The sequence below is a fragment of the Saccharothrix xinjiangensis genome (genome assembly GCF_039527585.1).
GTDB classification, from domain to species: domain Bacteria; phylum Actinomycetota; class Actinomycetes; order Mycobacteriales; family Pseudonocardiaceae; genus Actinosynnema; species Actinosynnema xinjiangensis.
In genome coordinates, this window is the sequence record NZ_BAAAKE010000011.1 from 76493 (window position 1) to 99277 (window position 22785).

20 protein-coding genes and 1 riboswitch are annotated in these 22785 nt (G+C 73.3%); of the genes, 13 read left to right on the forward strand and 7 right to left on the reverse strand.

Annotation, left to right across the window (positions count from 1 at the left end; all coding sequences use genetic code 11):
- Positions 1-12 precede the first annotated feature (12 nt).
- On the reverse strand, positions 13-876 hold the full coding sequence (locus ABD223_RS22725) for a manganese catalase (protein ID WP_344038405.1): 864 nt from the start codon (positions 874-876) through the stop codon (positions 13-15).
- Between the two features lie 203 nt (positions 877-1079).
- Here ABD223_RS22725 and ABD223_RS22730 point away from each other — a divergent pair, with 203 nt between their 5' ends.
- The 5 genes from ABD223_RS22730 to ABD223_RS22750 all read left to right on the forward strand — a co-directional run bounded on the left by ABD223_RS22730 (position 1080) and on the right by ABD223_RS22750 (position 4670).
- Positions 1080-1796 carry an AfsR/SARP family transcriptional regulator gene (locus tag ABD223_RS22730; protein WP_344038406.1) on the forward strand — a complete coding sequence of 239 codons (717 nt, stop codon included), beginning with the start codon at positions 1080-1082 and terminating at the stop codon, positions 1794-1796.
- On the forward strand, positions 1793-2011 hold the full coding sequence (locus ABD223_RS22735) for a hypothetical protein (protein WP_344038408.1): 219 nt from the start codon (positions 1793-1795) through the stop codon (positions 2009-2011). Before ABD223_RS22730 ends, ABD223_RS22735 begins: the two co-directional genes overlap by 4 nt.
- A gap of 92 nt (positions 2012-2103) precedes the next feature.
- Positions 2104-2268: a hypothetical protein gene (locus ABD223_RS22740; protein ID WP_344038409.1), complete on the forward strand. Its 165-nt coding sequence runs from the start codon at positions 2104-2106 to the stop codon at positions 2266-2268.
- Positions 2269-2353: 85 nt separating this feature from the next.
- Entirely contained in the window at positions 2354-4117 is a 1764-nt protein-coding gene (ctaD, locus tag ABD223_RS22745; RefSeq protein WP_344038411.1) for an aa3-type cytochrome oxidase subunit I, read from the forward strand.
- Positions 4118-4166: 49 nt separating this feature from the next.
- Positions 4167-4670, forward strand: a complete 504-nt coding sequence (locus ABD223_RS22750; RefSeq protein ID WP_344038413.1) for a hypothetical protein — start codon at positions 4167-4169, stop codon at positions 4668-4670.
- Between the two features lie 254 nt (positions 4671-4924).
- On the opposite strand, the gene ABD223_RS22755 is transcribed toward ABD223_RS22750, so the two are convergent.
- On the reverse strand, positions 4925-5959 hold the full coding sequence (locus tag ABD223_RS22755) for a LacI family DNA-binding transcriptional regulator (protein WP_344038414.1): 1035 nt from the start codon (positions 5957-5959) through the stop codon (positions 4925-4927).
- A 255-nt stretch (positions 5960-6214) separates the two neighbouring features.
- On the opposite strand from ABD223_RS22755, the gene ABD223_RS22760 reads away from it, so the two are divergent.
- From ABD223_RS22760 to ABD223_RS22775, 4 genes are read left to right on the forward strand one after another with little or no spacing between them, the layout of a single operon-like run.
- Positions 6215-7459, forward strand: coding sequence for an ABC transporter substrate-binding protein (locus ABD223_RS22760; protein WP_344038415.1), 1245 nt, complete (start codon positions 6215-6217; stop codon positions 7457-7459).
- Positions 7459-8379: a carbohydrate ABC transporter permease gene (locus tag ABD223_RS22765; protein WP_344038416.1), complete on the forward strand. Its 921-nt coding sequence runs from the start codon at positions 7459-7461 to the stop codon at positions 8377-8379. The genes ABD223_RS22760 and ABD223_RS22765 overlap by 1 nt, the downstream gene beginning before the upstream one ends.
- A gap of 13 nt (positions 8380-8392) precedes the next feature.
- A complete protein-coding gene (locus ABD223_RS22770) occupies positions 8393-9271 on the forward strand; it encodes a carbohydrate ABC transporter permease (RefSeq protein ID WP_344038417.1) in 879 nt (292 codons plus the stop codon).
- Positions 9268-10644 (forward strand): GH1 family beta-glucosidase, encoded by a 1377-nt coding sequence (locus tag ABD223_RS22775; protein WP_344038418.1) that lies wholly within the window; start codon positions 9268-9270, stop codon positions 10642-10644. The genes ABD223_RS22770 and ABD223_RS22775 overlap by 4 nt, the downstream gene beginning before the upstream one ends.
- Positions 10645-10693: 49 nt before the next feature.
- Here ABD223_RS22775 and ABD223_RS22780 read toward each other — a convergent pair whose 3' ends face one another.
- A complete protein-coding gene (locus ABD223_RS22780) occupies positions 10694-11542 on the reverse strand; it encodes a bifunctional 5,10-methylenetetrahydrofolate dehydrogenase/5,10-methenyltetrahydrofolate cyclohydrolase (protein WP_344038419.1) in 849 nt (282 codons plus the stop codon).
- Positions 11543-11564: 22 nt separating this feature from the next.
- Positions 11565-11645, reverse strand: a riboswitch (ZMP/ZTP riboswitch).
- A gap of 24 nt (positions 11646-11669) precedes the next feature.
- Complete coding sequence (locus ABD223_RS22785; protein WP_344038420.1) at positions 11670-12257, reverse strand: TetR/AcrR family transcriptional regulator; 588 nt, start codon at positions 12255-12257, stop codon at positions 11670-11672.
- A gap of 53 nt (positions 12258-12310) precedes the next feature.
- Here ABD223_RS22785 and ABD223_RS22790 point away from each other — a divergent pair, with 53 nt between their 5' ends.
- The gene (locus tag ABD223_RS22790) at positions 12311-13114 is read left to right on the forward strand and encodes a class I SAM-dependent methyltransferase (RefSeq protein WP_344038421.1); all 804 of its coding nucleotides are present in this window, start codon (positions 12311-12313) and stop codon (positions 13112-13114) included.
- Entirely contained in the window at positions 13111-13617 is a 507-nt protein-coding gene (locus tag ABD223_RS22795) for a GNAT family N-acetyltransferase (RefSeq protein WP_344038422.1), read from the forward strand. Before ABD223_RS22790 ends, ABD223_RS22795 begins: the two co-directional genes overlap by 4 nt.
- Positions 13618-13656: 39 nt before the next feature.
- On the opposite strand, the gene ABD223_RS22800 is transcribed toward ABD223_RS22795, so the two are convergent.
- Positions 13657-14472, reverse strand: a complete 816-nt coding sequence (locus tag ABD223_RS22800) for a DUF3152 domain-containing protein (RefSeq protein ID WP_344038423.1) — start codon at positions 14470-14472, stop codon at positions 13657-13659.
- Positions 14469-16025: a putative glycoside hydrolase gene (locus ABD223_RS22805; RefSeq protein WP_344038424.1), complete on the reverse strand. Its 1557-nt coding sequence runs from the start codon at positions 16023-16025 to the stop codon at positions 14469-14471. Before ABD223_RS22805 ends, ABD223_RS22800 begins: the two co-directional genes overlap by 4 nt.
- 148 nt (positions 16026-16173) lie before the next feature.
- On the opposite strand from ABD223_RS22805, the gene ABD223_RS22810 reads away from it, so the two are divergent.
- A complete protein-coding gene (locus ABD223_RS22810) occupies positions 16174-17223 on the forward strand; it encodes a polysaccharide deacetylase family protein (RefSeq protein ID WP_344038425.1) in 1050 nt (349 codons plus the stop codon).
- A gap of 106 nt (positions 17224-17329) precedes the next feature.
- On the opposite strand, the gene ABD223_RS22815 is transcribed toward ABD223_RS22810, so the two are convergent.
- The gene (locus tag ABD223_RS22815) at positions 17330-19516 is read right to left on the reverse strand and encodes a hypothetical protein (protein ID WP_344038426.1); all 2187 of its coding nucleotides are present in this window, start codon (positions 19514-19516) and stop codon (positions 17330-17332) included.
- Between the two features lie 254 nt (positions 19517-19770).
- On the opposite strand from ABD223_RS22815, the gene ABD223_RS22820 reads away from it, so the two are divergent.
- Entirely contained in the window at positions 19771-22773 is a 3003-nt protein-coding gene (locus ABD223_RS22820) for an ATP-binding protein (protein WP_344038427.1), read from the forward strand.
- Positions 22774-22785 lie beyond the last annotated feature (12 nt).

Sequence of the window (22785 nt, forward strand, 5' to 3'; positions counted from 1 at the left end):
CCGCCGCGGCGGTCACTTCGTGAGCTTGTTGATCGCCTTGTCGATCAGGCCCAGGTTCGCCGGGCTGGTGGAGTACAGGAGCGGGTCGGGCGCGGGCGCGGACGCCTTGCCGCCCAGCGGCTCCGGCGCCATCAGGTAGGAGAACTCGTGCGCGCCGTCCGGCGCGGGACCGGACGCCCAGCGGCCCTCGGGGCCGTGCGCGCCGTCGGAGTTGTGCCAGATGGTGCCCGCGTGCTCCTGGTGCTCCTCGTCGAACAGCGCGCTCGGGCTGATCGGGCCCTCCAGGCCGTCCTCCTGGAGCTCCTCGATCGCGGCGAGCCACATGTTCTGGTGCGCGGTGTCGCGGGCGAGGTTGAACTTGAGCATGTCGCGCACGCCCGGGTCGTCGGTCATGTTGTAGAGGCGCGCGGTCTGGAGCCTGCCCTGGGCCTCGGCCGCGACGTTGGCCCGGAAGTCGGCCATGAGGTTGCCGCTGGCCACGATGTAGCGGCCGTTCCACGGCACGCCGTTGCTGTCGGACAGCGTGGGACCGCCGCCGCTCACGATGGCCTGCTGGACGTCCATGCCGCCGACCACGGCCGCCACCACGGGGTCGCCCACCGCCTCGGCGGTCACCTCCGACGGCGCGCCCTCCAGCAGTCGGGCCACCATCGTCGCGAGCATCTCCACGTGGCCGATCTCCTCGGTGGCCACGTCCATGATCAGGTCCTTGTACTTGCCCTCGACGCGGCAGTTCCAGCCCTGGAACAGGTACTGCATCGTCACGGTCATCTCGCCGTAAGCACCGCCGATCAGCTCCTGGAGCTTGCGCGCGTACAGCGCGTCCGGCTTGGAGGGCTTGGCTTCGAACTGGAGCTTGCTGGTGTGCAGGAACATCCTGCCTCCTCGATCGGGTCAGTGGCGGCGAGGTTAGGCACGGGCCGTGACCGGGAGAGCCCCGTCGCAGCACCGCCGCGTCACCGCCACGGCACCACTCCTGCTCAAGGCGGGCGAAAAAGTCGTTGCGGGTGGTGTGATCGGGCAGTCTGGGGGCACCCGAACGGCCCGGAACACCTCCGAAGCGGATGGGGCCTTGCCCGATGAGCGAAACCCAGGCGCAACCCCGGACCACCATCCACCTGCTCGACGCCTTCGGCCTGGATCGCGATCAGGCGCGGGTGCACGTCCTGCCGAGCGTGCGCAAGCTGCTCGCCCTGCTGGCGGTGCGGGAAGCACCGGTCAGCCGGACCGCGGTGGCCGCCCTGCTGTGGCCGGAGGCGACCGCGCGCCGGGCCGCCGCGTGCCTGAGATCCACGTTGTGGCGGCTGGCCAAGCCCGGTGATCCGCTCGTCGAGGCGGCCGACGACACGCTGCGCCTGGGCCCGGGGGTGGACGTGGACTTCCACCGGGCGTGCCGGCTCGTGGACGCGGTCGCGGTGGCCGACCGGGTGCCCGACCCGGACGCGGTGGCGCTGCTGAGGGCGGACCTGCTGCCCGACTGGGACCACCCGTGGCTGCTCGCCGAGCAGGACTGGTGGCGCGAGGCGCGGTTGCGGGCGCTGGAGGTGCTCAGCGGGCGCTTCCGGTCGGCCGGCGACCGGCACCGGGCGCACCAGGCGGCGCTGGCGGCGGTGCACAGCGACCCGCTGCGGGAGAGCGCGCACCGGACGCTGGTGGAGCTGCACCTGGCCGAGGGGAACCCGGCGCAGGCGCTGCGGCAGTACACGGCCTACCGGCTGCGGCTGCGGAGCGAGCTGGGGCTGGAACCCTCGCCGGAGATCCACCGGCTGGTGCGACCCCTGCTGGGCCACCGGTGAACGGGGCGGAGCTGGGCGCGGTGCTCACCGGCACCGGCCTGCTGTGGCTGGCCGGGTTCGGCGTGTTCGCCTTGGCCTGCCGGTGGTCGGCGGCCGAGCCGCACCGGCTTCGGGACGCCCGGCGGATCGCCGCCTGGCAGCGCGTCGGCCCCTGGCTGCTCGCGGCGAGCTCGCTGCTCGCCGTCGCCGGCGCCGGACTGCTGGTGGTCGGCTGAGCCACCTGCGCAATCGCCCGAAGTGATGAGTTTGGGGCGGTCGAGCGGGGCAACTCACGGCGCATCGCCCCGGTGAGCGGAAGGAGGGGCGCATGACCGAACCGCGCAGGGAGAACGAGAACGAGGACGTGGAACGCGGCGCGGCCGAGGAGGGCTCCGGCGCGCCGCTGACGGACACCGAGCGCGAGCTGTCCCGGCGCGCGCCCGGCGACACGCCGGAGGACGGGCCCGGGTCGACCGGACCCCGGCGGACCTGACCCGGGCGGCGGGCGGGTGGCGACCCGCCCGCCGCCCTCCCACCCCGCGGGCGGCCGCCCGACCTGGAAGAACGGGTGCTCCACCATGACGACGCTCAAGCCGACGCCGGTCCTGCCCACCCGGGCGGCCCGGCGCGCCCCCAAGGGGCGGGCGCTGCTGCGGTTGTTCAGCACGACGGACCACAAGCTGATCGGCCTGATGTACCTGACGACGTCGTTCATGTTCTTCCTGGTCGGCGGGCTGATGGCGCTGCTGATGCGCGGCGAGCTGGCGCGGCCGGGGCTCCAGTTCCTGTCCACCGAGCAGTACAACCAGCTGTTCACCCTGCACGGCACGATCATGCTGCTGCTCTACGCGACCCCGGTCGTGTTCGGGTTCGCCAACTTCATCCTGCCGCTCCAGATCGGCTCGCCGGACGTGGCGTTCCCGCGGCTCAACGCCCTGTCGTACTGGCTGTACCTGTTCGGCGGCCTGATGGTGGTCGGCTCCCTGGTGACGCCCGCGGGCGCGGCGGACTTCGGGTGGACCGCCTACGTGCCGCTGTCCAGCGAGCCGCACAGCCCCGGCTCGGGCGGCGACCTGTGGATCGTCGGCCTGGTGGTCAGCGGCCTCGGCACGATCCTGGGCGCGGTCAACATGATCACCACGGTGATGTGCCTGCGGATGCCCGGCATGACCATGTTCCGGATGCCGATCTTCACCTGGAACATCTTCATCACCTCGCTCCTGGTCATCATCGCGTTCCCGATCCTGACCGCGGCGCTGATGGGCCTGCTGGCGGACCGGCAGCTCGGCGCGCACGTGTTCGACCCGGCCAACGGCGGCGTGATCCTCTACCAGCACCTGTTCTGGTTCTTCGGCCACCCCGAGGTCTACATCGTCGCGCTGCCGTTCTTCGGCATCATCAGCGAGATCATCCCGGTGTTCAGCCGCAAGCCCCTGTTCGGCTACAAGGGACTCGTCTACGCCACCATCGCGATCGCCGCGCTGTCGGCCGTGGTGTGGGCGCACCACATGTTCGCCACCGGCGCGGTGCTGCTGCCGTTCTTCTCGCTGACGACGTTCCTCATCGCGGTGCCGACCGGCATCAAGTTCTTCAACTGGATCGGCACGATGTGGAAGGGGCGGCTGAGCTTCGAGACGCCGATGCTGTTCGCGGTGGGCTTCCTGGTGACGTTCCTGCTCGGCGGGCTGACCGGCATCATCCTGGCCTCGCCGCCGCTGGACTTCCACGTCACCGACACCTACTTCGTCGTGGCCCACTTCCACTACGTCCTGTTCGGCACGATCGTGTTCGCCACGTACGGGGGAATCTACTTCTGGTTTCCCAAGTGGACCGGCAGGATGATGAACGAACCGCTGGGCAAGCTGCACTTCTGGCTCACGTTCCTGGGCTTCCACGGCACGTTCCTGATCCAGCACTGGCTCGGCAACGCCGGGTTCCCCCGCCGCTACGCGGACTATCTGACCAGCGACCAGTTCACCGCGCTCAACACCATCTCCACGATCGCGGCGTTCGTGCTCGGCCTGTCCACGCTGCCGTTCGTGTGGAACGTGTTCCGCAGCTACCGGTTCGGCGACCCGGCCGATCGCGACGACCCCTGGGGCTTCGGCAACTCGCTCGAATGGGCGACCTCCTGCCCGCCGCCCCGGCACAACTTCACCGAACTGCCCCGGGTGCGCTCCGAGCGGCCCGCGTTCGAGCTGCACTACCCGCACATGGTCGAGCGGATGCGGGCGGAGTCGCACTACTCGATCCGCAACCGCAGCCAGGAGGACACCGGCATCGACAAGACCACCGAGAAGGTGCTGGCGCCCACCGACCGCGACACCGTGCACGACGAGTGACCATCGCCGAGCCAGGTGAATGAACCTGGCGGAACGGGTACACGGGCCCATGACCTCGAACGAGCAGGACGAGTACACGCAGGACTCGTACACGCCGCCGCACGACACCGGCTCGCCCGACGCGGTCGAGACCGACCCGGCGGCGCTGAACAGCGCCGAGGACCTCGACGAGGACCGGCTCAGGCAGGACCCGCTGGAAGCGGGGATGGACCCGCCGGAGCACTGGACCGGGGCGGACAAGTACGGGACCACGCCGCACGAGATGCGCACCCCCCGGCCCCTGGACGAGCGGCTGAGCGAGGAGCGGCCCGACGTCACGGACGCGATCCCGGAGCCGGACCCGTTGGAGGAGGACCCGATCGCCCGCGAGGAGGGCGTGGTCGGGCTGGACGACGTGGCCGACCTGACGCCCGGCGGCCGCGACGAGGCGCTGGCCGAGGCCGAGCGGCGGGGCCAGGCCGCGGACGAGGCGGGCGGCCCGCGGGTCGACACCGGGGCCGCGCGGCTGCTCGACGACCCGGAGGGGCGGATGCCCGACGACGGCCGGCCCTGAGCCGGTCCCGGGCCGCCCGGTCGGCGCCGGCCGGGCCTGAGCGGGTCTCAGGCCGCCCGGCCCGCGTCGGGCGGCCCTGACGAGCGGGGTCCGGAGGGCCGCCGTTCCCGTGCCGCCGCGCGCGGCGGGGGAGCGGCGGCCCTGTTGTGCGCGGGGCGGGTGTGAAGACCGGGGTGTGCGCGACGGGGGAGCGGGCCGGGCGTGCGTGAGGGGTCTGTAGGCCCGGCGCGCGTGGCGCGGGCGCGGCGGCCCGGTCAGCGGCTGGAGGAGCGCACCACGAGCTTGGTCGGCAGGAACGCGGGCTCCGGCGTCGCGCCGCCGTGCACCATGGTCAGCACGGCCCGCGCCGCCGCCACCCCGATGCCCGCCTTGTCCTGCGCCAACGTGGTCAGCGGCGGGTCGACCAGCGCGGCCAGCTCGATGTCGTCGAAACCGACCACGGCCAGCTCCTCGGGCACCCGCAGGCCGGCGTGCCGGGCGGCCAGCAGCGCGCCGACCGCCATCTCGTCGCTCGCGCAGAACACCGCCGTCGGCGGCTCGGGCAGGGCGATCAGCGACCGCATCGCCGCCTGGCCGCTCGGCCGGTAGAAGTCGCCCTCCACCACGTACCCGTCGGGCAGCGCCAGCCCGGCCCCGGCCACCGCGTCGCGGAAACCGGTCAGCCGGTCGGCGGCGGGCAGGTTCCGGCCCGGCCCGGTGATGGTGGCGATCCGGCGGTGCCCGGCCTCGACCAGGTGCCGCACCGCCTGCCGCGCCCCCTCGGCGTTGTCCGAGGTCACGTAGGTGGCGCGCGGCCCGTCCACGGCCACGTCCACCGCCACGCACGGCAGGCCGGACTGGGCGAACGCGGTGAACGCGGGCGCGTCGGAGCCGCTGTCGATGAGCACCAGCCCGCCCAGGTGGTGCCGCCGGGTCATGTTCACGTACGCCACCGGGTCGGCCAGGGACGCGCCGACCGCCCGCAGCGCCGCCGAGCCGCTGGTGGCGAGCATCAGCAGGTGGTAGCCGTGCGCGCTGAGCGCCGACTTCAGGCCGATCAGCAGCTCCTGGAGGTAGGGGTGCCGCCAGCCCGGCCGCCGGTGGTCGGTGTCCCACACGAGCCCGATCAGGCCGGAGCGCTTGGTGGCCAGCGCCCGCGCCGACTCGTTGGGCCGGTAGTCCAGCTCGCGGGCCACCCGCTCGACCACTTCGCGTTTTTCCTTGCTGACCGTGAGCGGCTGGTTGAAAACGCGGGAAACGGTCGCCACCGACACCCCGCAGAGCTGGGCTATCTCGCGGATCGTGGTCATCTCCGGCCCCTTCTTTGTAACCGGTTACAGGGTGTTCAGGAGCGGTCCCTGACCAGGCTGGACACCGTATCACCTGGGGAAACGTCGGACGGGTGAAACGGGTGGGTTATCGCTTCGTTACTTGACGGTGTCGCTTGCCGCGGTTGTCATGTAGACCACACCGGTCGGGTCCCAGGCCCGGTCGCTATTCGCCGGAAACCCCCGGATCGACCCTACGCGTATCCGGCGTGCCCAAAAAGGAAAGGGAACCGCCACATGAGACGAACCGGGACCGCCGTCGGCGTCGGCCTGCTCACCGCCTCGCTGCTCGCGGGCTGCGGCGGGGACGCGGGAGACGGCAAGACGCGGATCACCATCGGCATGTTCGGCAACTTCGGCTACCAGCAGCTGTTCGAGGAGTACGAGAAGGCGCACCCGGACGTCGACATCACCGACCGGACCGCCTCCTACGCCGACCACCACAAGAACCTCGCCGCCCACCTGGCCACCAACAACGGCGCCGCCGACGTCGAGGCCATCGACTCGGGCTACATCAACCAGTTCAAGGCCACCCCGGACCGGTTCGTCGAGCTCGGCCCCGAGCTGAAGGACCGCTGGCTGGACTGGAAGTGGGAGGCGTCGCTGTCCAAGGACGGCAAGCAGATCGGCTACGGCACCGACATCGGCGGCCTGGCCATCTGCTACCGCCGCGACCTGCTGGAGGCCGCCGGCCTGCCGGCCGAGCGCGAAGCCGTGTCGGCCATGTGGCCCGACTGGGAGTCGTTCATGGCCAAGGGCCGCGAGTTCCAGGCGCGGGCGCCCCAGGGCACCAAGTGGTTCGACGGCGGCCCGTCGCTGCTCAACGCCATCGTCGGCCAGGCGCCCACCGGGTACTACGACCGCGAGGACAAGATCGTCGTCGGCGACAACGAGGACATCAGGAAGGGCTGGGACCTCGTCGCGCAGGGCGTGGCCGACGGCCTGTCCGCGGGCCTGCTCTACAGCACGCCGCAGTGGAACACCGGCTTCAAGCAGAGCCAGTTCGCCACCGTGATCTGCCCGGCGTGGCAGATGGCCAAGATCAAGGACCAGGCCCCCGACACGGCGGGCAAGTGGGACCTGGCCGCGGTGCCCGGCGGCGGCGGCAACTGGGGCGGCTCCTACCTGACCGTGCCCAAGCAGGGCAAGAACACCGACAAGGCCGTCGAGCTGGCCGCCTGGCTGACCGCGCCCGAGCAGCAGTCCCGGGTGTTCGCCTCGAACAACCTGCTGCCCTCGACCGAGAAGGCGCTCAGCGAGCAGTCCGTCGGCCAGTACCAGGACCCGTTCTTCAACAACGCGCCGGTCGGCGCGGTGTTCACCGCCGCGGCCCGCGCCCTCAAGCCGCAGTACCAGGGCCCGAAGGCCGGTGACGTGCAGACCGAGCTCGGCAACGCCATGCTCCGCGTCGAGCAGGGCAAGCAGGGCGCGGAGGAGTCCTGGAACCAGTTCGTCGACGACGTGAAGAAGCTCGAAGGCTGATGGAGCTCACCTGGCGGGAACGCCGCCACCGCTGGGACACGCGGTACGCGCCCTACGCCTACGTCGCGCCGTACTTCCTGCTGTTCTCGGTGTTCGGCCTGTTCCCCCTGCTCTACACCGCCTGGGTGTCGTTGCAGGACCGGAACCTGCTCGACGGCGACGCGGCGACGTTCATCGGGCTCGACAACTACGTCCAGCTGCTCACCGCGGACCCGTACTTCTGGAACGCGATGGGCAACACGCTCAGCCTGTGGTTGTTCACCACGGTCCCGCAGATCCTGTTCGCGCTCGGCATCGCGCAGCTGCTCAACCGGCGGCTGCGCGGCCGGACGTTCTTCCGGATGGGCGTGCTGCTGCCGAACATCACCTCGGTGGCCGCCGTGACGATCATCTTCGCGCAGCTGTTCGGCCGGGACTTCGGCCTGATCAACTGGGGGCTGGAGCTGTTCGGCGCGGGCCGGATCGACTGGCAGGCGGGCACCGCCAGCTCCCACACCGCCATCGCCGCGATGGTGGTGTGGCGCTGGACCGGCTACCACGCGCTGATCTTCCTGGCCTCCATGCAGGCCATCCCGAGCAGCGTGTACGAGGCGGCCCGGCTGGACGGGGCGAACGCCTGGCAACAGTTCTGGCGCATCACCGTGCCGATGCTGCGCCCGCAGATCATCTTCTCCACGGTGATCGCCACCGCGGGAAACATGCGGCTGCTGGCCGAGCCGCTGCTGTTCAACCCGGGCTCCGGCGCGGCGACCGGCGGTTCGGACCGGCAGTTCCAGACCGCCGCGCTGTACCTGTACGAGCAGGGCTTCGCCAAGTTCGACTTCGGCTACGCCTCCGCCATCGCCTGGCTGCTGCTGATCGCGACCGTGGCGATCACCGGGCTGAGCTACCTGGCCGCGCGCCGCATCCGGACAGACTGAAGGGTCGGAGGACATGACCGACGTACTCGAACGGCCCGCCCCGGTCGGCGCGCCGCCCGCCCGGCGGCGGCGCGCGGTGCGGCTGCCCGGACCGTGGACCTACGCGGCCCTGATCGCGGTGCTCGCCGGATCGGCGTTCCCGGTGTACTGGTCCCTGGTGGTGTCCTCGCAGACACCGGACAAGGTGGACAGCGTGCCGCCGGTGCTGGTGCCCGGCGGCCACCTGTTCGACAACATCGCGCGGGTGTTCGACCAGTCGGACTTCGCGCTGGCGCTGTGGAACTCGGTCGTGGTGTCGGGGACGATCACCCTGTCCGTGGTGTTCTTCTCCACGCTCGCCGGGTTCGCCTTCGCCAAGCTCCGCTTCCGCGGCCGGTCCGCGCTCATGCTCCTGGTCGTCGCCACCCAGGCGGTGCCGACCGAGCTGGGCGTGATCCCGCTCTACATGATGATGAGCGACTTCGGCTGGGCGGGGGAGATCCACGCGGTCATCGTGCCCGGCCTGGTCACGGCGTTCGGCGTGTTCTTCATGCGCCAGTACTTCGAGCGGGCCGTGCCCGACGAGCTGCTGGAGGCCGGCCGCATGGACGGGTGCAGCTCGATCAGGCTGTACTGGCACGTCGTGCTGCCCGCGGCGCGCCCGGCCGCCGCCGTGCTGGGGCTGTTCACCTTCATGCAGGCGTGGAACGACTTCTTCTGGCCCCTGGTGGTGCTGACGCCGGAGAACCCGACCGTGCAGACCGCGCTGTCCACCTTGGCCAGCGGCTACACCACCGACTACACCCTCGTGCTCACCGCGGCGACCATCGGCACCCTGCCGGTGCTCGCGGTGTTCCTCCTGTTCGGCCGGCAGATCGTCGGCGGCATCATGCAAGGAGCGCTGAAAGGATGACCGACTTCCCCCTGGGTTTCCGCTGGGGTGTGGCCACGTCGTCGTACCAGATCGAGGGCGCGGCCGACGCCGACGGGAGGGGACCGTCCATCTGGGACGCCTTCGCCGCGGTGCCGGGCGCGGTCGCGGGTGGCGACACCGGCGCGGTGGCGTGCGACCACTACCACCGGATGCCCGAGGACGTGGCGCTGCTCGGCGAGCTGGGCGTGGACGCCTACCGGTTCTCCGTGGCGTGGTCGCGGGTGCTGCCGACCGGCGAGGGCCGGGTCGAGCAGCGGGGCCTGGACTTCTACCGGCGGCTGTGCGACGAGCTGCTGGAGCGCGGCATCGAGCCGTTCCTCACCCTGTACCACTGGGACCTGCCGCAGGCGCTGGAGGAGAAGGGCGGCTGGCGGGTGCGGGACACCGCGCTGCGGTTCGTCGACTACGCGCTGGTGGTGCAGCAGGCGCTGGGCGACCGGGTGTCCCGGTGGACCACGTTCAACGAGCCGTACGTGTCCTCGATCGTCGGTTACGGCGAGGGCAGGCACGCGCCGGGAGCCCGCGAGGGCCACGGTTCGCTGGCCGCCGCGCACCACCTGCTGGTGGCGCACGGGCTGGCGGTGCGGGAACTGCGCTCGACCCGCCCGGACCACGAGTTCGGCATCGTGCTCAACCAGTCCCCGTCGGTGCCGGTGACCTCGTCGGCGGCGGACGTGGCGGCGGCGCGCCGGCACGACCTGCTGCTGCGGCGGCAGTTCACCGAACCGCTGTTCGCCACCCGCTACCCGGACGACTACCTGGAGACCTTCGCCGGGGTCACCGACGCCTCGTTCCGGCTCGACGGCGACCTGGGGGTGATCTCCCAGCCGCTGGACTACGTGGGCATCAACTACTACTACCGGCAGCACGTGGCCGACGCGCCGCACCGGGACCCGAACCCGGCCACCCGGACGTCGATCGACATCGGCATCGACACCAGCCGGCTGCCCGACGTGCCGCGCAGCGCGATGGGCTGGCCGGTCGAGCCGTCCGGCCTGGTCGAGACGCTGGTGGGGTTGAAGGACCGGTACCCGGACCTGCCGCCGGTCTACATCACCGAGAACGGCGGCGTGTTCCCGGACCGCCCCGGGTTCGTCGACCAGGAGCGCATCGACTTCGTGCGCGACCACCTCGCCGCGGCGCGCACCGCGCTCGACGCCGGGGTCGACCTGCGCGGCTACTTCGTGTGGTCGTTCCTGGACAACTTCGAGTGGGCGCACGGGTACAAGCCCCGGTTCGGGCTGGTGCACGTGGACTACGAGACGCAGGTCCGCACCCCGCGTGCGAGCTTCCACTGGTACCGGGACATGGTCGCCGAGCAGCGGGCCCGCACGGGCGGCGCGACGGGGTGACCGGCGGGCCGCCGCCGTGCGGGAGGCGTGTCCCGCGCGGCGGTGGCGTTCACGCGAGCCCGGCGTTGGCCTCGGCGGCCCGCGCGGTCTGCTCCAGCAGCAGGGCGATGGTCATCGGGCCGACCCCGCCGGGCACCGGCGTGATCAGGCCGGCGCGCTCGCGGGCGGTGGCGTGCTCGACGTCGCCCACGTTGCCCGGGTTGTAGCCGGCGTCCACCACCACCGCGCCCGGCTTGACCCACTCGCCGCGCACCAGCTCAGGCCGGCCGACCGCGGCGACCACGACGTCGGCCTCGCGCACGACCTCGGCCAGGTCGGCGGTCTTCGAGTGGCAGCACGTGACGGTGGCGTCCCGGGCGAGCAGGAGCAGGGCGACCGGCTTGCCCAGGATCGGGCTGCGCCCGACGACCACGGCCCGCCGCCCGGGCAGCGGCACGTCGTAGGCGTCCAGCAGGCGCAGGATGCCGCCGGGCGTGCAGGAGGCGAAGCCGGGCAGGCCGAAGGCCATGGCGGCGAAGCTCCGCGTGGTCACGCCGTCGACGTCCTTGTGCGGCGCGATGGCCTCGAACGCGGCCCGCTCGTCGACGTGGCCGGGCACGGGGTGCTGGAGCAGGATGCCGTCCACGGCGGGGTCGCCGGACAGCTCGGCGAGGAGGCCGACGAGTTCCGCGGTGGTGGTCGTGGCGGGCAGTTCGACGCTGCGCGACCCGATGCCGACGCGGGCGCAGCGGGAGCGCTTCATCCGGACGTAGGTGTGCGAGGCGGGGTCGTCGCCGACGAGGACCGTCGCCAGCACCGGCGGGCGTCCCACCCGCGCCGTGAAGTCCCGGACCCGCTCCGCCGTTTCGGCCAGCGCCGAGGTGGCGACCGACGTGCCGTCCATGATCAGCGCGCTCATCCGTGCTCCTCACCCATGTGAATGAGGGCACCCAGGCGGGCGATGCCTCCTCGACGCGCACTCCCCGGTGGTGACCCACCCGACGCCAGTCGTGCGAAGCCCAAGCTACCACCGGCCCGCGCCCGGGTCAGCGGACCGCGCCGGCCGTCACCGAGGCCACCACCTCGCGCACGGCCGCCGGGTCCGGCGGGTCGCCCCGGCGGTCGGCGAACAGCAGGTGACCGGTGCCGATCAGGGTGGGCGCGAGCGCGTCGATCGCGGCGTCGGGGGCGACGCGGCCCAGGTCGCGCTCCGCGGCGAGGTAGGCGGCGACCATGTCCACGGCCTCGGTGAGCACCGGGACGCCGGCGGGCCAGGTCCGCCGCAGCCGGTCGCGCAGGTCGTCCCGGAAGGTGACGAGGGCGACGATCGCCACGGCCACCGACCGGAACAGGGCGATCAGCGCCTCCGTCAGGTTGTCGACGACGGTCCCGGCGCCGGCGGAGGCCAGCAGGGCGGTGGCGCGGGCGTCCATCCGGTTGACGCGGTCGAGCACGAAGTCGGCCAGGAAGGCGTCGAAGTCCTCGAAGTGCCGGTGCAGGACGCCCTTGGCGCACCCCGCCTCGGCGGTGACGGCCCTGCTGGTCAGCGCACTGGGACCGGCGCTCAGCAGGATGCGCTCGGCGGCGTCGAACAACTGCTCGCGCACGTCCCGGATGGCCACGCCGGTCGGCACCGCGCCCCCTTCGCCGGTTGACGAGTGGGCGCTTGCCCACTCATAGTGGGCGCATGCCCACTGAGTGGACGTTACCCGAACCGCACCGGATCAGGGACGTGGCCGGCTCGTTCGGCGCGGACCCCGACCGCTACGACCGCGCCCGGCCCCGCTACCCCGACGAGGCGGTGGCCGCGATCGTCGCCGCCGCGCCCGGACCCGACGTGCTCGACGTGGGCATCGGCACCGGCATCGCGGCCAGGCAGTTCGAGGCGGCCGGCAGCCGGGTGCTCGGCGTCGACGTCGACCCGCGGATGGCCGAGTGGGCGCGGCGGCGCGGGCACCGCGTCGAGGTCGCGGCGTTCGAGGACTGGGACCCCGCGGGCCGGCTGTTCGACGCCGTGGTGTCCGCGCAGGCCTGGCACTGGGTCGACCCCGCCGCCGGCGCGGCGCAGGCGGCCCGGGTCCTGCGCCCCGGCGGCAGGCTGGCGGTGCTCTGGAACGCGGCCGAACTGCCGCCGGAGGTGGCGGGGGCGTTCACCGACGTCTACCGGCGGGTGCTGCCGGACTCGCCCCTCGCCGGCCGGTCCGACCTGGCCGGGGGCTACGAGGTGATGTGCGACCGGGCGGCCGACGGGGTGCGGGCCTCGGGCGCGTTCGACGAGCCGGAGCGGTGGCGGTTCGACTGGGAGCGGCCCACCACCCGCGACGAGTTCCTGGACCAGCTGCCCACGACCGGCCTGCACACCCTGCTGCCGGCCGAGGTGCTGGAGCGGGTGCTGGAGGGCGTCGGGGCCGTGATCGACGAGGTCGGCGGCCGCTTCACGACGCGCTACACCACCTTCGTGGTCGTCGCCGCGCGGACCGGCGCCGCGTGAGGGGGTTCGCGGCCGAGGGCATCGGCACGGCGCGGCTGGACCTGGTGCCGCTGCGCGTCGGGCACGCCGACGGGATGGCCGCCGTGCTGGCCGACCCGGCGCTGCACGCCTTCACCGGCGGCGCACCGGCCACCCCGGGAGCCCTGCGGTCGCGCTACGAGCGGTTGGCCGGTGGTTCCGGTGACCCCGGGGTGGCCTGGCTGAACTGGGTGGTCCGGCTGCGGGCGGAGGAGCGCCTGACGGGCACCGTGCAGGCCACGGTCACCGGTCCGCTCGCCGAGGTCGCGTGGGTGGTGGGGACGCCCTGGCAGGGGAGGGGCATCGCGACCGAGGCGGCCCGGGGCCTCGTCGACTGGCTCGGCGGGCGGGGCGTGCGGACCGTCGTCGCCCACGTCCACCCCGACCACCTCGCGTCGGCCGCCGTCGCCGCCGCGGCCGGTCTCGCGCCGACCGGCGAGCGGCAGGACGGCGAGGTCAGGTGGCGGCGGGAGTTCGGGACGTGACCCCCGGGCACGACCGGCGCGCGGACGTGGGCGTCCGGCTCACGGCGCCGGCCACGGGTTCGGCACGCAGGTCCGACCGTCCGCGGCGATCGGCACGCCCTGGTCCGTGCCCACCGTGATCGCCGCCAGGTCGTCGTTGGCCGTGCTGAACGTCTGCTGCATCATCACCGGCGCGAGCGCGCCGTCGGCCGGGCACGTCTCGTGGCCTCGACCGAGGAAGTGCCCGACCTCGTGGTTGACCGCGTAGGTGCGGTAACCGCGCAGGTTCCCGGCGAACGCGTGCGCGCCGCGCAGCCACCGCGCCGCGCTCAGGTACACGATCGGCCCGATCCGGCACGAGGTGTCGTAGGGCAGTTCGAAGCCGCACAGCGCCCGCGCGGTCTCCTGCGAGGCGAGCCGGATGCGCAGCTCCGGCGCGCCGGAGGCGTCGACCCGGCGGAACGCGTGCCCGACGGCCCGCCAGCCGCGCGGGTGGGCCAGCGCGTGGTCGACCACGGCGGCGAACGGCCCGTCACCCCGCGGCGGCACGACCCCGTCCTCCACCTCCACCGCGTACGGCGTCCCGGTGTCGCCGAAACCGCCCGGCACCACCCGCCAGGTGCCCGCGCCGCGCAGGGGCACGGGCGGCCCGGCGGGCAGGTCCGCGTCGGTCCGGAACCGGTCGGGCGCCGCGGTGCTCGACGGCGCGCTGGACGTCGTGCCCGCGGTCGACGGCGCGCCGGGGGTTCGCGACGCCTGCGGCGCCGGCCGGCCCGCGGTCGTCGGCTGCTCGTCCTCGTGGAGTTCGAGGGCCACGAGCGCGGTCGCGGCCAGGCACACCCCGGTCAGGTAGGGCACGAACGGCGGGATCCTCACGCGGGCTCCAAACCGGCCGAGCCGTAGGTGCAGGCCGCGTTCCACAGCAGGAACGACGGCGCGCCGACGTCCCGCGAGGCCACGACCTGCGCCTGGATCTCGCCCGGACCGTAGCGGTGACCGAGGGAGAACGCCTGGAGCCAGGGGATGACGGTCGCGCCCGTGCCCTCGGTGAGCCGCACGAAGTGCTCGACCGAGGCCCTGACGATGTCGTACGGCCTGGCGTCGGGGTCGTCCACGCCGTACTCGCCGGGACCCCAGTGCGACGGGTAGACCATCGGCGCGACGTAGTCCACCTGCGCCGAGATGGCCGGGATGTCCTGGGCGATGTCGGTGCCGCTGTTCGCGGCGATGCCGAACACCGACGCCCCCAGGTAGGTGCCCAGCGGCCGCAGCGCCGCCCGGTTGTCCCGCAGGAAGTCCACTATGGACTGCTCGGGGCTGGTGGTCAGGCCCGGGAACGACATCCGCCCGATCGGGCCGTCCGGCCGGCGCACGTAGTCGTACAGGACGTCGTCGAAGCCCAGCTCGGCGGCCTCCTTCGCGATGGCCGTGTTGTAGTCGCGGACCTCCTTGTTGGCGAAGTTGGTGAACGCGTACTCGCCGTAGTGCGCCGACCAGGGCGCGCCGGAGGTGTCCTGCGCGACGCGGTCGCGCACCCCCGCCTGCCACGACGCCTTGCCCAGGACCGGGTCGCGGAACGCCACCAGCCGGCCGACCACCCGCAGGCCCAGGCCGTGCAGCTCGTCGAGCACCGCGCGGGCGTCGTAGTAGTCGCGGGTCGCGCCGATCTCCTGGGCCAGCGGCACCTGCGACCGGTAGCCGACCTCGCCGCTCTCGTCCTTGACGTCGAGCTGCACGGTGTCGACGCGGCCCTCGCGCGCCATCGCCAGCACCGGGTCGCGCAGCGACGGGGTCGCCCACGCGGCGGCGCTCATGTGCACCGCGCGCATCCCCGGGTGGGTGACCTCCACCGGCACGTCCTGCTGCCGGCTGTTGCCCGCGACGTCGTCGGCCGTGACCCGCACCCGCGTGGGCACGCTCGCCAGCGTCACCTCGAACCTGCCGTCGGCCACCTGGACCCGCTGGTCGCCGACCGTCACGGTCTCCGCGCCCTCGGCGGAGCCGCGGACCGTGACCGGGCCGCGCAGCGACTCGGCGCCGGCCGACTCGACGGTGAGCTCGGGCGGGGTGGCGTCCACGGAGAACCGGCGCTCCACCGAGGTGCCCGGCAGCCACGGCAGCGGGTTGGCCGCGCTCACCGACAGCGTGTGCTCGCCCTCGGCCAGCCCCACCCCGGCCAGCGTCATCCGACCGTCCTCGCGTCGCCCCTCAACGGGCCGCCCGTCCACCTGCACGCTGACACGGTGCAGCTCGCCGGGGTCCGCGGTGGTGATGGACACGCGCTCGACACCCGAAGGGGTGATCACGGCGCCGTCGTCCAGGTCGGTGACCGCCAGGCCGACGCCCCGGGAGTGCGCGATCGTCGTCATCACCCCGGCGACCAGCAGCAGGACCGCGGCACCGACGACCGGTATCAGGACTCGCTTCATCTTTCGGGGTGAATCCGGCATCGGCAGCTCCGCTCTCGGCACAGCACGGACCACCAGCGACTAACCTGCCCACCGGCCTTCAAACCCGGCCTCATACGAACGTGTGCACAGGTCCATCCGGGGGCCCGTCCCGGGTCACGATCGGGGCGTGAACAGCGCATCCGGGTCAGTCAGGGCCACCGCCGCCGTGCTCGCGATCGCCGCCGCCTGCTGGGCGTGCGCCGGGCGGCCGGAGCCGCCGGTCGAGCCCGTCGCCGCGCCGGCGTCCTCCGCGCGGCCGGTCGCGGGACCGCCGTCCGAGCCACCGCCGCCCGACCCGGCCGCCGTCGGCGCGGACGAGCTGGGCCTGGTGCCGATCCTGATGTACCACCGGATCGTCGAGCGGACCGAGTCGGTCTACGACCGCACGCCCGCGGCGTTCCGGGCGGAGCTGGAGCGGCTGGCCGCCGAGGGCTACGTGCCGGTGACCGCCACCGAGTACGCCACCGGCCGCATCGACCTCCCCGCCGGCGCGCACCCGGTCGTGCTGACCTTCGACGACGGCGACCCCACCCAGTTCGCGCTCGGCCCGGACGGGGGACCGGCGCCGGGCACCGCCATCGCGATCCTGCTGGACGTCGCCGCCCGCCACCCCGGCTTCCGCCCGGTGGCGAGCCTGTACGTCAACGCCGCCCCGTTCGGCTCGGCCGACGGCTCGGGCCTGCTGCCGTGGCTGCGCGACCACGGGTTCGAGGTCGGCAACCACACCCGGGACCACACCAACCTGGCGTCGGTGGACGACGCGCGGGCGCAGGAGGCGATCGCGCTGGGGCAGCGCGAGATCCAGCGCGCCCTGCCCGGCCACCGGGTGACCAGCCTGGCGCTGCCCTTCGGCGTGGCGCCCGTGAACGGCGCGCTAGCCGGGCGCGGCGGCGAGGGCGACGCCGCGTACGACCACGCGTGCGTCCTGCTGGTCGGCGCCAACCCGGCGCCCTCACCCCACTCGACCGACTTCGACCCGCTCAACACACCCCGGATCCGCTCCCAGGACGCCACGGGCCACGAGGCCGAGTACGGCTCGACCGCGTGGCTGGACAAGCTGGCCGCGGCCCAGGGCGGTCGCTACACCTCCGACGGCGACCCGGGGCGGATCTCCTACCCGGCGGCGCGGGGCGCGGTCGTGGCGCCCGCGTTCGCGGACCGCGCGAACGCCTACTGACCGGCGGCCCGTCCTCAGGCGCGTGGGCGGCCGTCCGCCGCCCACGCGCGGGCGAGCGGCGGGAACCCGGCAGGTCCTCGGGCCCCCAGGCTCGTGGGCGGCCGGTTCAGCCCGCCGTCGCCCGCGCGTGGTTGCGCAGCGCCACCGCGGCCCGCTCCAGGGTGCCCAGCACCCCCGGCGGCAGCTCGTGGTGGCGGCCCACCACCTCCTGCGCCATCACCTGCATCGGCGCGGACTCCTCCGCCTCGACCACCGCCAGCACCTTGAACGCCGTGCCCGGCGGGAACACCACCCGCTCCTGCACCAGGCTGCCGAACGAGTCCACCACCGAGACCCGCCGCCCGGTCATCGACCACAGCAGGAACTCCACCCGCCCGTCGACCGGCACCGCGGGACCCGCCACCGTGCCCAGCAGGCCGTGCTCGACCAGCACGTCACCCGTCCGGAACCGGTGCGCCTCGCCCCAGCACACCGTCACGCCCTGGTGCGCCGGCAGCCGCCGCAGGCCCGACACCACCGCCGCCGCGTACGGCCACAACCGGCCCAGCTTCCCCGTCCGCAACGCCTCCACCAGGATCTCCTCATCCTGCTGGAAGCACGCCGACACGGCGGCCAGGTCGGTCACCACCGCCTCGAACGCCTCCGGGTCCTCCGGCCGCGACACGATGTGCCGGCACGCCACCGCGGCGTGCTCCCCGTACCGCTCGCCCAGCATCCGGCGCAGCGCGTCCCGCTCCTGCTCGGTGCTGCGGTGGTCCGCGGGCACCACCTCGTCGCCCGGCCGCTCGCCCCACACCGGCGCGACCGGCGGCTGGAGCGGCCCGTCCACGCTGATCGGCACCGGGACCTCGGCCACCTCCGACCCGGCGGCGCCCGACCCCGCCGCCCCCAACACGGCGGTCTCCAACCTGAGGGTCTCCTGCCCCGGCGCCTCCGGCCCGGGCGCCTCCGGCCCCGGGAACTCCGGCCCGGGGTCCTCGGCCACCGGCTCGACGACCTCCTCCGCCACCGGCGGCCTCGGCGGCGGCGTCGGGTCGCAGAACACCACCTTCAGCAACCGGCGCACCTCCGGCTCCAGCCGCTCCACCAGCGACGCGCCCACCACCGCCACCGCGCCCGCCGTCGTGCGGCCCGGCGTGCCCACGGTCAGCCGCGCCCACTCCGGGTCCACCGGCAGCGACCGCACCTCGGCGCTGATGTCCTCCGCGTCCCGCACCCACAACCCGGACGGCACCACCTCCAGGTACACCCCGCCACCCAGGTCGAACACCCCCGGACCGCGCTCCACCAGCCCCACGACCGGCACCCGGTACCCCGACACCACCGGCGGGCCGCCCGGCGAGTGCCGCACCTCCGTCACGTACGGCCGCCACGTCTGCTGCCCCCGCGGGTTCACCGCCACCACGGCCGCGCCGGTGCGCAGCGACCCCACCGGCAGGCCCGTGTACAGCGAGATCGGCTCACCCAGCTGGTCGGCCACCGCCTGCGCCTGGTGCTCGCCGCCGTACCAGACCAGCCGCACCCGGGACCGGGCCGCCGACGACAGCCCGCCCAGCAGCCGGCACACCTCCTCGACCGGGATCGGCGGCTGACCCGGTCCGCCGACCACCACGGTCAGCACGTTCTCCCGGCACGGCAGGCCCAGCACCGCCCGCGACTCCGGGGCCTGCGGCTCGAACGGCGCGCGCTGCGCCCGCAGCCACAACCCCGCCGGGATCGGCTCGGACACGCCCACCTCGCCCGTCGGCCACGGCGCGTTCGGGTCCACCGCCTCCCACTGCGGCACCGGGAACCGCCTGCCCATCGGCACCGGCGAGGCGCCCGGCACGAACCGCAGCCAGCACCCGTACCCGCCGTTGCCGACCACGAACGCCGCACCCGGCACCGTGGTCACCGCGCCGTCCGGCGCCACCACCTCGGCCTGGAGCTGCTCCGCCAGCCACTGCGCCGGCGCGGTCGGCCGCATCGACCCCGAGTACGACGCCATCAGCCGCACCGGGCCCCGGCCCTGCAACGCCGACGCCACCACCGGCCAGAACGCCACCTCGTCACCGTGCGGCGGGTCCACCACGACCACCGTCCGCCCCCGGTCCGCCGGCAAGCCCCTGGCCAGCGCCAGCGCCTGCTGACCGGCCCCGCCGGGCGGCCCCACCACCAGCGTCGCACCCGCGAACGAAGCCGAGAACCGCTCGGGCGCGGGCGGCGGAGGAGGGGGCTGCGGCACGGGTTCGGGCTCGACCACGGGCTCCACGGGCGGAGCGGCCTCCTTCTTCGGCGCGGCACGTCGGAACATCAGGACGCCCTCCAGGCAGGGACTGCGCGGGACCGCCCGCACTCTACGCGGACCCGCCCACCCGGCGGCCGGCGCGCCTTCCGCCCGTGCTCAAGGCCCGTCCACAGTGGATCAACGCAGGTCCGGGCGCTGCCGACGTGTGCCGCGCCACTCCCGTCGCCCGTCGGGTGCCACGCAAAAATGTCAGACCCACTGGTTACGCTCCTCTACCGTGAACCGCTCGACGTACGCCACGACCTGGGGAGAACGACCCGGTGACCGCTGAGATCCTGTACGGTGCCGACGACCTGACCCACCTCGAAGGTCTGGAAGCGGTTCGCAAGCGCCCCGGCATGTACATCGGGTCAACCGACAGCAGGGGCGTCAACCACCTCTTCACCGAGATCGTCGACAACTCCACCGACGAGGGCGTGGCCGGGCACGCCGCGAAGGTCGTCGTCACCCTCCACGCCGACGGCAGCGTCCAGGTCGACGACGACGGCCGCGGCATCCCCACCGGCGTCCACGCCAAGTCCGGGCTCTCCGGCGTCGAACTCGTCCTCACCAGGCTCCACGCCGGCGGCAAGTTCGGCGGCTCCGGCTACAAGACCTCCGGCGGCCTCCACGGCGTCGGCGCCTCCGCCGTCAACGCCCTCGCCCACCGCTTCGACGTCGTCGTCCGCCGCGAGGGCAAGACCCACGAGATGTCCTTCGCCCACGGCGTGCCCGGCGTCTTCGACGGCCCCGGCCCCGAGGCGGCCTTCACCAGGCAGACCGGCCTGCGCGTCACCGGCCGCACCAGGAAGACCGGCACGTCCATCCGCTACTGGCACGACGCCCGCTACTTCGAGAACGGCGCCGCCCTCGACGTCGAAGCCGTCCGCGCCAAGCTCCGCAACACCGCGTTCCTCGTGCCCGGCGTCACCTACGTGCTGCGCGACGCCACCGGCGGCTCCGTCGACGAGGAGACCTTCCACTTCCCCGGCGGCGTCACCGACATGGTCGACTTCCTCGCGCCGGCCAACGACAAGCCCGTCTCCGGCACCCTCCTCATCACCGGCACCGGCGTCTACCACGAGAACGCCGCCGACGAGAACGGCGTGATGCGCGCCAAGGTCGAGCGCCACGCCGAGGTCGAGATCGCCCTGCGCTGGGGCACCGGCTACGAGCGCACCGTCGAGTGCTTCACCAACACCATCCGCAACGTGCACGGCGGCACCCACCGCCGGGGCTTCGAACGGGCCGTGCTCAAAGCGGTGCAGGAGGCCATCGGCCGCACCAGGGGCCTGCTCAAGCCCAAGGAGGACCCGCCCACCCTCGACGACGTGCTCGAAGGCATGACCGCCGTCGTCCACGTGCGCATCCCCGAGCCCCAGTTCACCTCCCAGACCAAGGACGAGCTGTCCACCTCGGGCATCACCAAGGTCGCCCAGGGCATCGTCGAGAAGCACATCAGGGCCTGGACCGAGGACCGCCGCACCAAGGGCGAGGCCAAGGTCGTCCTCCAGAAGGTCGTCGACGCCGCCCGCGTCCGGCTGACCCAGAAGCAGCAGAAGGACGCGGCCCGCCGCAAGACGGCGCTGGAGGGCGCCGCGATGCCGCCCAAGCTCGTCGACTGCCGCACCACCGGTGTCGCGCGCAGCGAGCTGTTCCTGGTGGAGGGCGACAGCGCCCTCGGCTGCTTCACGGGAGACACGATGGTCGCCCTGGCCTCGGGTCGTGCGATGGGCTTCGCAGACCTCGCCGCGGACTGGCAGAAGGGCGTCACGCACTTCGGCTACACGACCAACAAGGCAGGTCGCGTGGTCGTCGCCCCGCTCGTCGAGCCCCGCCTGACCAAGCGCGACGCGCCCCTCGTCCGGGTCACCCTCGACAACGGCGAGTCGGTGCGCTGCACCCCCGACCACCTGTTCCGGCTGCGCGACGGCTCCTACCGCCGGGCCGACCAGCTCCGGTCCGGCGACTCGCTGATGCCCCTGTACCGCTCGACCTCGGCCAAGTCCTCGGGTGACGAGCTCGACGGCTACGAGCGGATCTGGATGAACGATCGCGCCGAGTGGGTCCACACCCACTACCTCGCGGACGCCCACAACCTCCGCCACGGCCTCGACAGCGCCGAGTACGCCGAACGGATGCGCGAGCGGCAGGCGACCTGCTGGAGCGACCCCGGGCACCGAGCCCGAGCCGCCGAGCGGGTTCGCGCCTCCTCCGCTGATCCCGCCCGCCGACAGGAGTGGAGCGAACGCTCCCACGCACAATGGCAGGACGCCGACCTGCGCGCCTGGCGTTCCCGGGCCACCACCGAGCAGAGCGTCCCCGAGTCCGAGCGGGTGGCGCGGCAACTGGGGGGCAGGCGGCTCGCCGCGCTCAAGCGCCTGCGCCCGTTCCTCCGGCTCGACGACGCCGAACTCGCCACCGCGTACGAGGCGGAGCGCCTGGCCACCGCGCGCACCGGTGTGCGCTTCGACCGGCTGCTCGACGGCTTCGACGGCGACCTCACCCGCCTCCGCGAAGCCGCGAGCCAGGTCAACCACACCGTCGCCTCCGTCGAACCGCTGACCGAGACGGCCGACGTGTACGACCTCACCGTGGACGGCTACCACAACTTCGCCCTGGAAGCCGGTGTCTTCGTCCACAACAGCGCGCGCATGGCCCGCGTCTCCGAGTACCAGGCGCTGCTCCCGCTGCGCGGCAAGATCCTCAACGTGCAGAAGGCCAGCCTCGCCGACACCCTGCGCAACGCCGAGATCGCCTCGATCGTGCAGGTCCTCGGCGCGGGCACCGGCCGCACGTTCGACCTGCCGGCCATGCGCTACGGCCGCGTCATCCTGATGGCGGACGCCGACGTCGACGGCTCCCACATCCGCACCCTGCTGATCACGCTGTTCGCCAAGTACATGCGCCCGGTGATCGAGGACGGCCGCCTCTACGCCGCCATGCCGCCGCTGCACAAGGTGATGACCAAGGGCCGCAACCCGGAGACCCACTTCACCTTCACCCAGCGCGAGATGGAGCAGAAGGTCGCCCGGCTGGAGAAGGCGGGCAAGACCGTGGTCAAGCCCGTGCCCCGGTTCAAGGGCCTCGGCGAGATGGACGCCGACGAGCTCTGGGACACCACGATGAACCCGGCCACCCGCTCGGTGCGCCGCATCACCATGCACGACGCGGAGGCCGCGGAGGCCGCGTTGGAGCTGCTGATGGGTGAGAAGGTCGAGCCGCGCCGGGCGTGGCTCGTCGAGTCGGCCGCCCGGGTCGACCAGTCCGCGATCGACGTCTGACACGAGGGAACG

What these genes read in the sequence shown, in the direction of transcription:
- ABD223_RS22815 (WP_344038426.1), bottom strand. Translation starts at nt 19,516, where the DNA reads ATGTTCCGACGTGCCGCGCCGAAGAAGGAGGCCGCTCCGCCCGTGGAG.
- ABD223_RS22760 (WP_344038415.1), top strand. Translation starts at nt 6,215, where the DNA reads ATGAGACGAACCGGGACCGCCGTCGGCGTCGGCCTGCTCACCGCCTCG.
- ABD223_RS22750 (WP_344038413.1), top strand. Translation starts at nt 4,167, where the DNA reads ATGACCTCGAACGAGCAGGACGAGTACACGCAGGACTCGTACACGCCG.
- ABD223_RS22775 (WP_344038418.1), top strand. Translation starts at nt 9,268, where the DNA reads ATGACCGACTTCCCCCTGGGTTTCCGCTGGGGTGTGGCCACGTCGTCG.
- ctaD (WP_344038411.1), top strand. Translation starts at nt 2,354, where the DNA reads ATGACGACGCTCAAGCCGACGCCGGTCCTGCCCACCCGGGCGGCCCGG.
- ABD223_RS22765 (WP_344038416.1), top strand. Translation starts at nt 7,459, where the DNA reads ATGGAGCTCACCTGGCGGGAACGCCGCCACCGCTGGGACACGCGGTAC.
- ABD223_RS22740 (WP_344038409.1), top strand. Translation starts at nt 2,104, where the DNA reads ATGACCGAACCGCGCAGGGAGAACGAGAACGAGGACGTGGAACGCGGC.
- ABD223_RS22770 (WP_344038417.1), top strand. Translation starts at nt 8,393, where the DNA reads ATGACCGACGTACTCGAACGGCCCGCCCCGGTCGGCGCGCCGCCCGCC.
- ABD223_RS22755 (WP_344038414.1), bottom strand. Translation starts at nt 5,959, where the DNA reads ATGACCACGATCCGCGAGATAGCCCAGCTCTGCGGGGTGTCGGTGGCG.
- ABD223_RS22805 (WP_344038424.1), bottom strand. Translation starts at nt 16,025, where the DNA reads ATGAAGCGAGTCCTGATACCGGTCGTCGGTGCCGCGGTCCTGCTGCTG.
- ABD223_RS22790 (WP_344038421.1), top strand. Translation starts at nt 12,311, where the DNA reads ATGCCCACTGAGTGGACGTTACCCGAACCGCACCGGATCAGGGACGTG.
- ABD223_RS22780 (WP_344038419.1), bottom strand. Translation starts at nt 11,542, where the DNA reads ATGAGCGCGCTGATCATGGACGGCACGTCGGTCGCCACCTCGGCGCTG.
- ABD223_RS22730 (WP_344038406.1), top strand. Translation starts at nt 1,080, where the DNA reads ATGAGCGAAACCCAGGCGCAACCCCGGACCACCATCCACCTGCTCGAC.
- ABD223_RS22725 (WP_344038405.1), bottom strand. Translation starts at nt 876, where the DNA reads ATGTTCCTGCACACCAGCAAGCTCCAGTTCGAAGCCAAGCCCTCCAAG.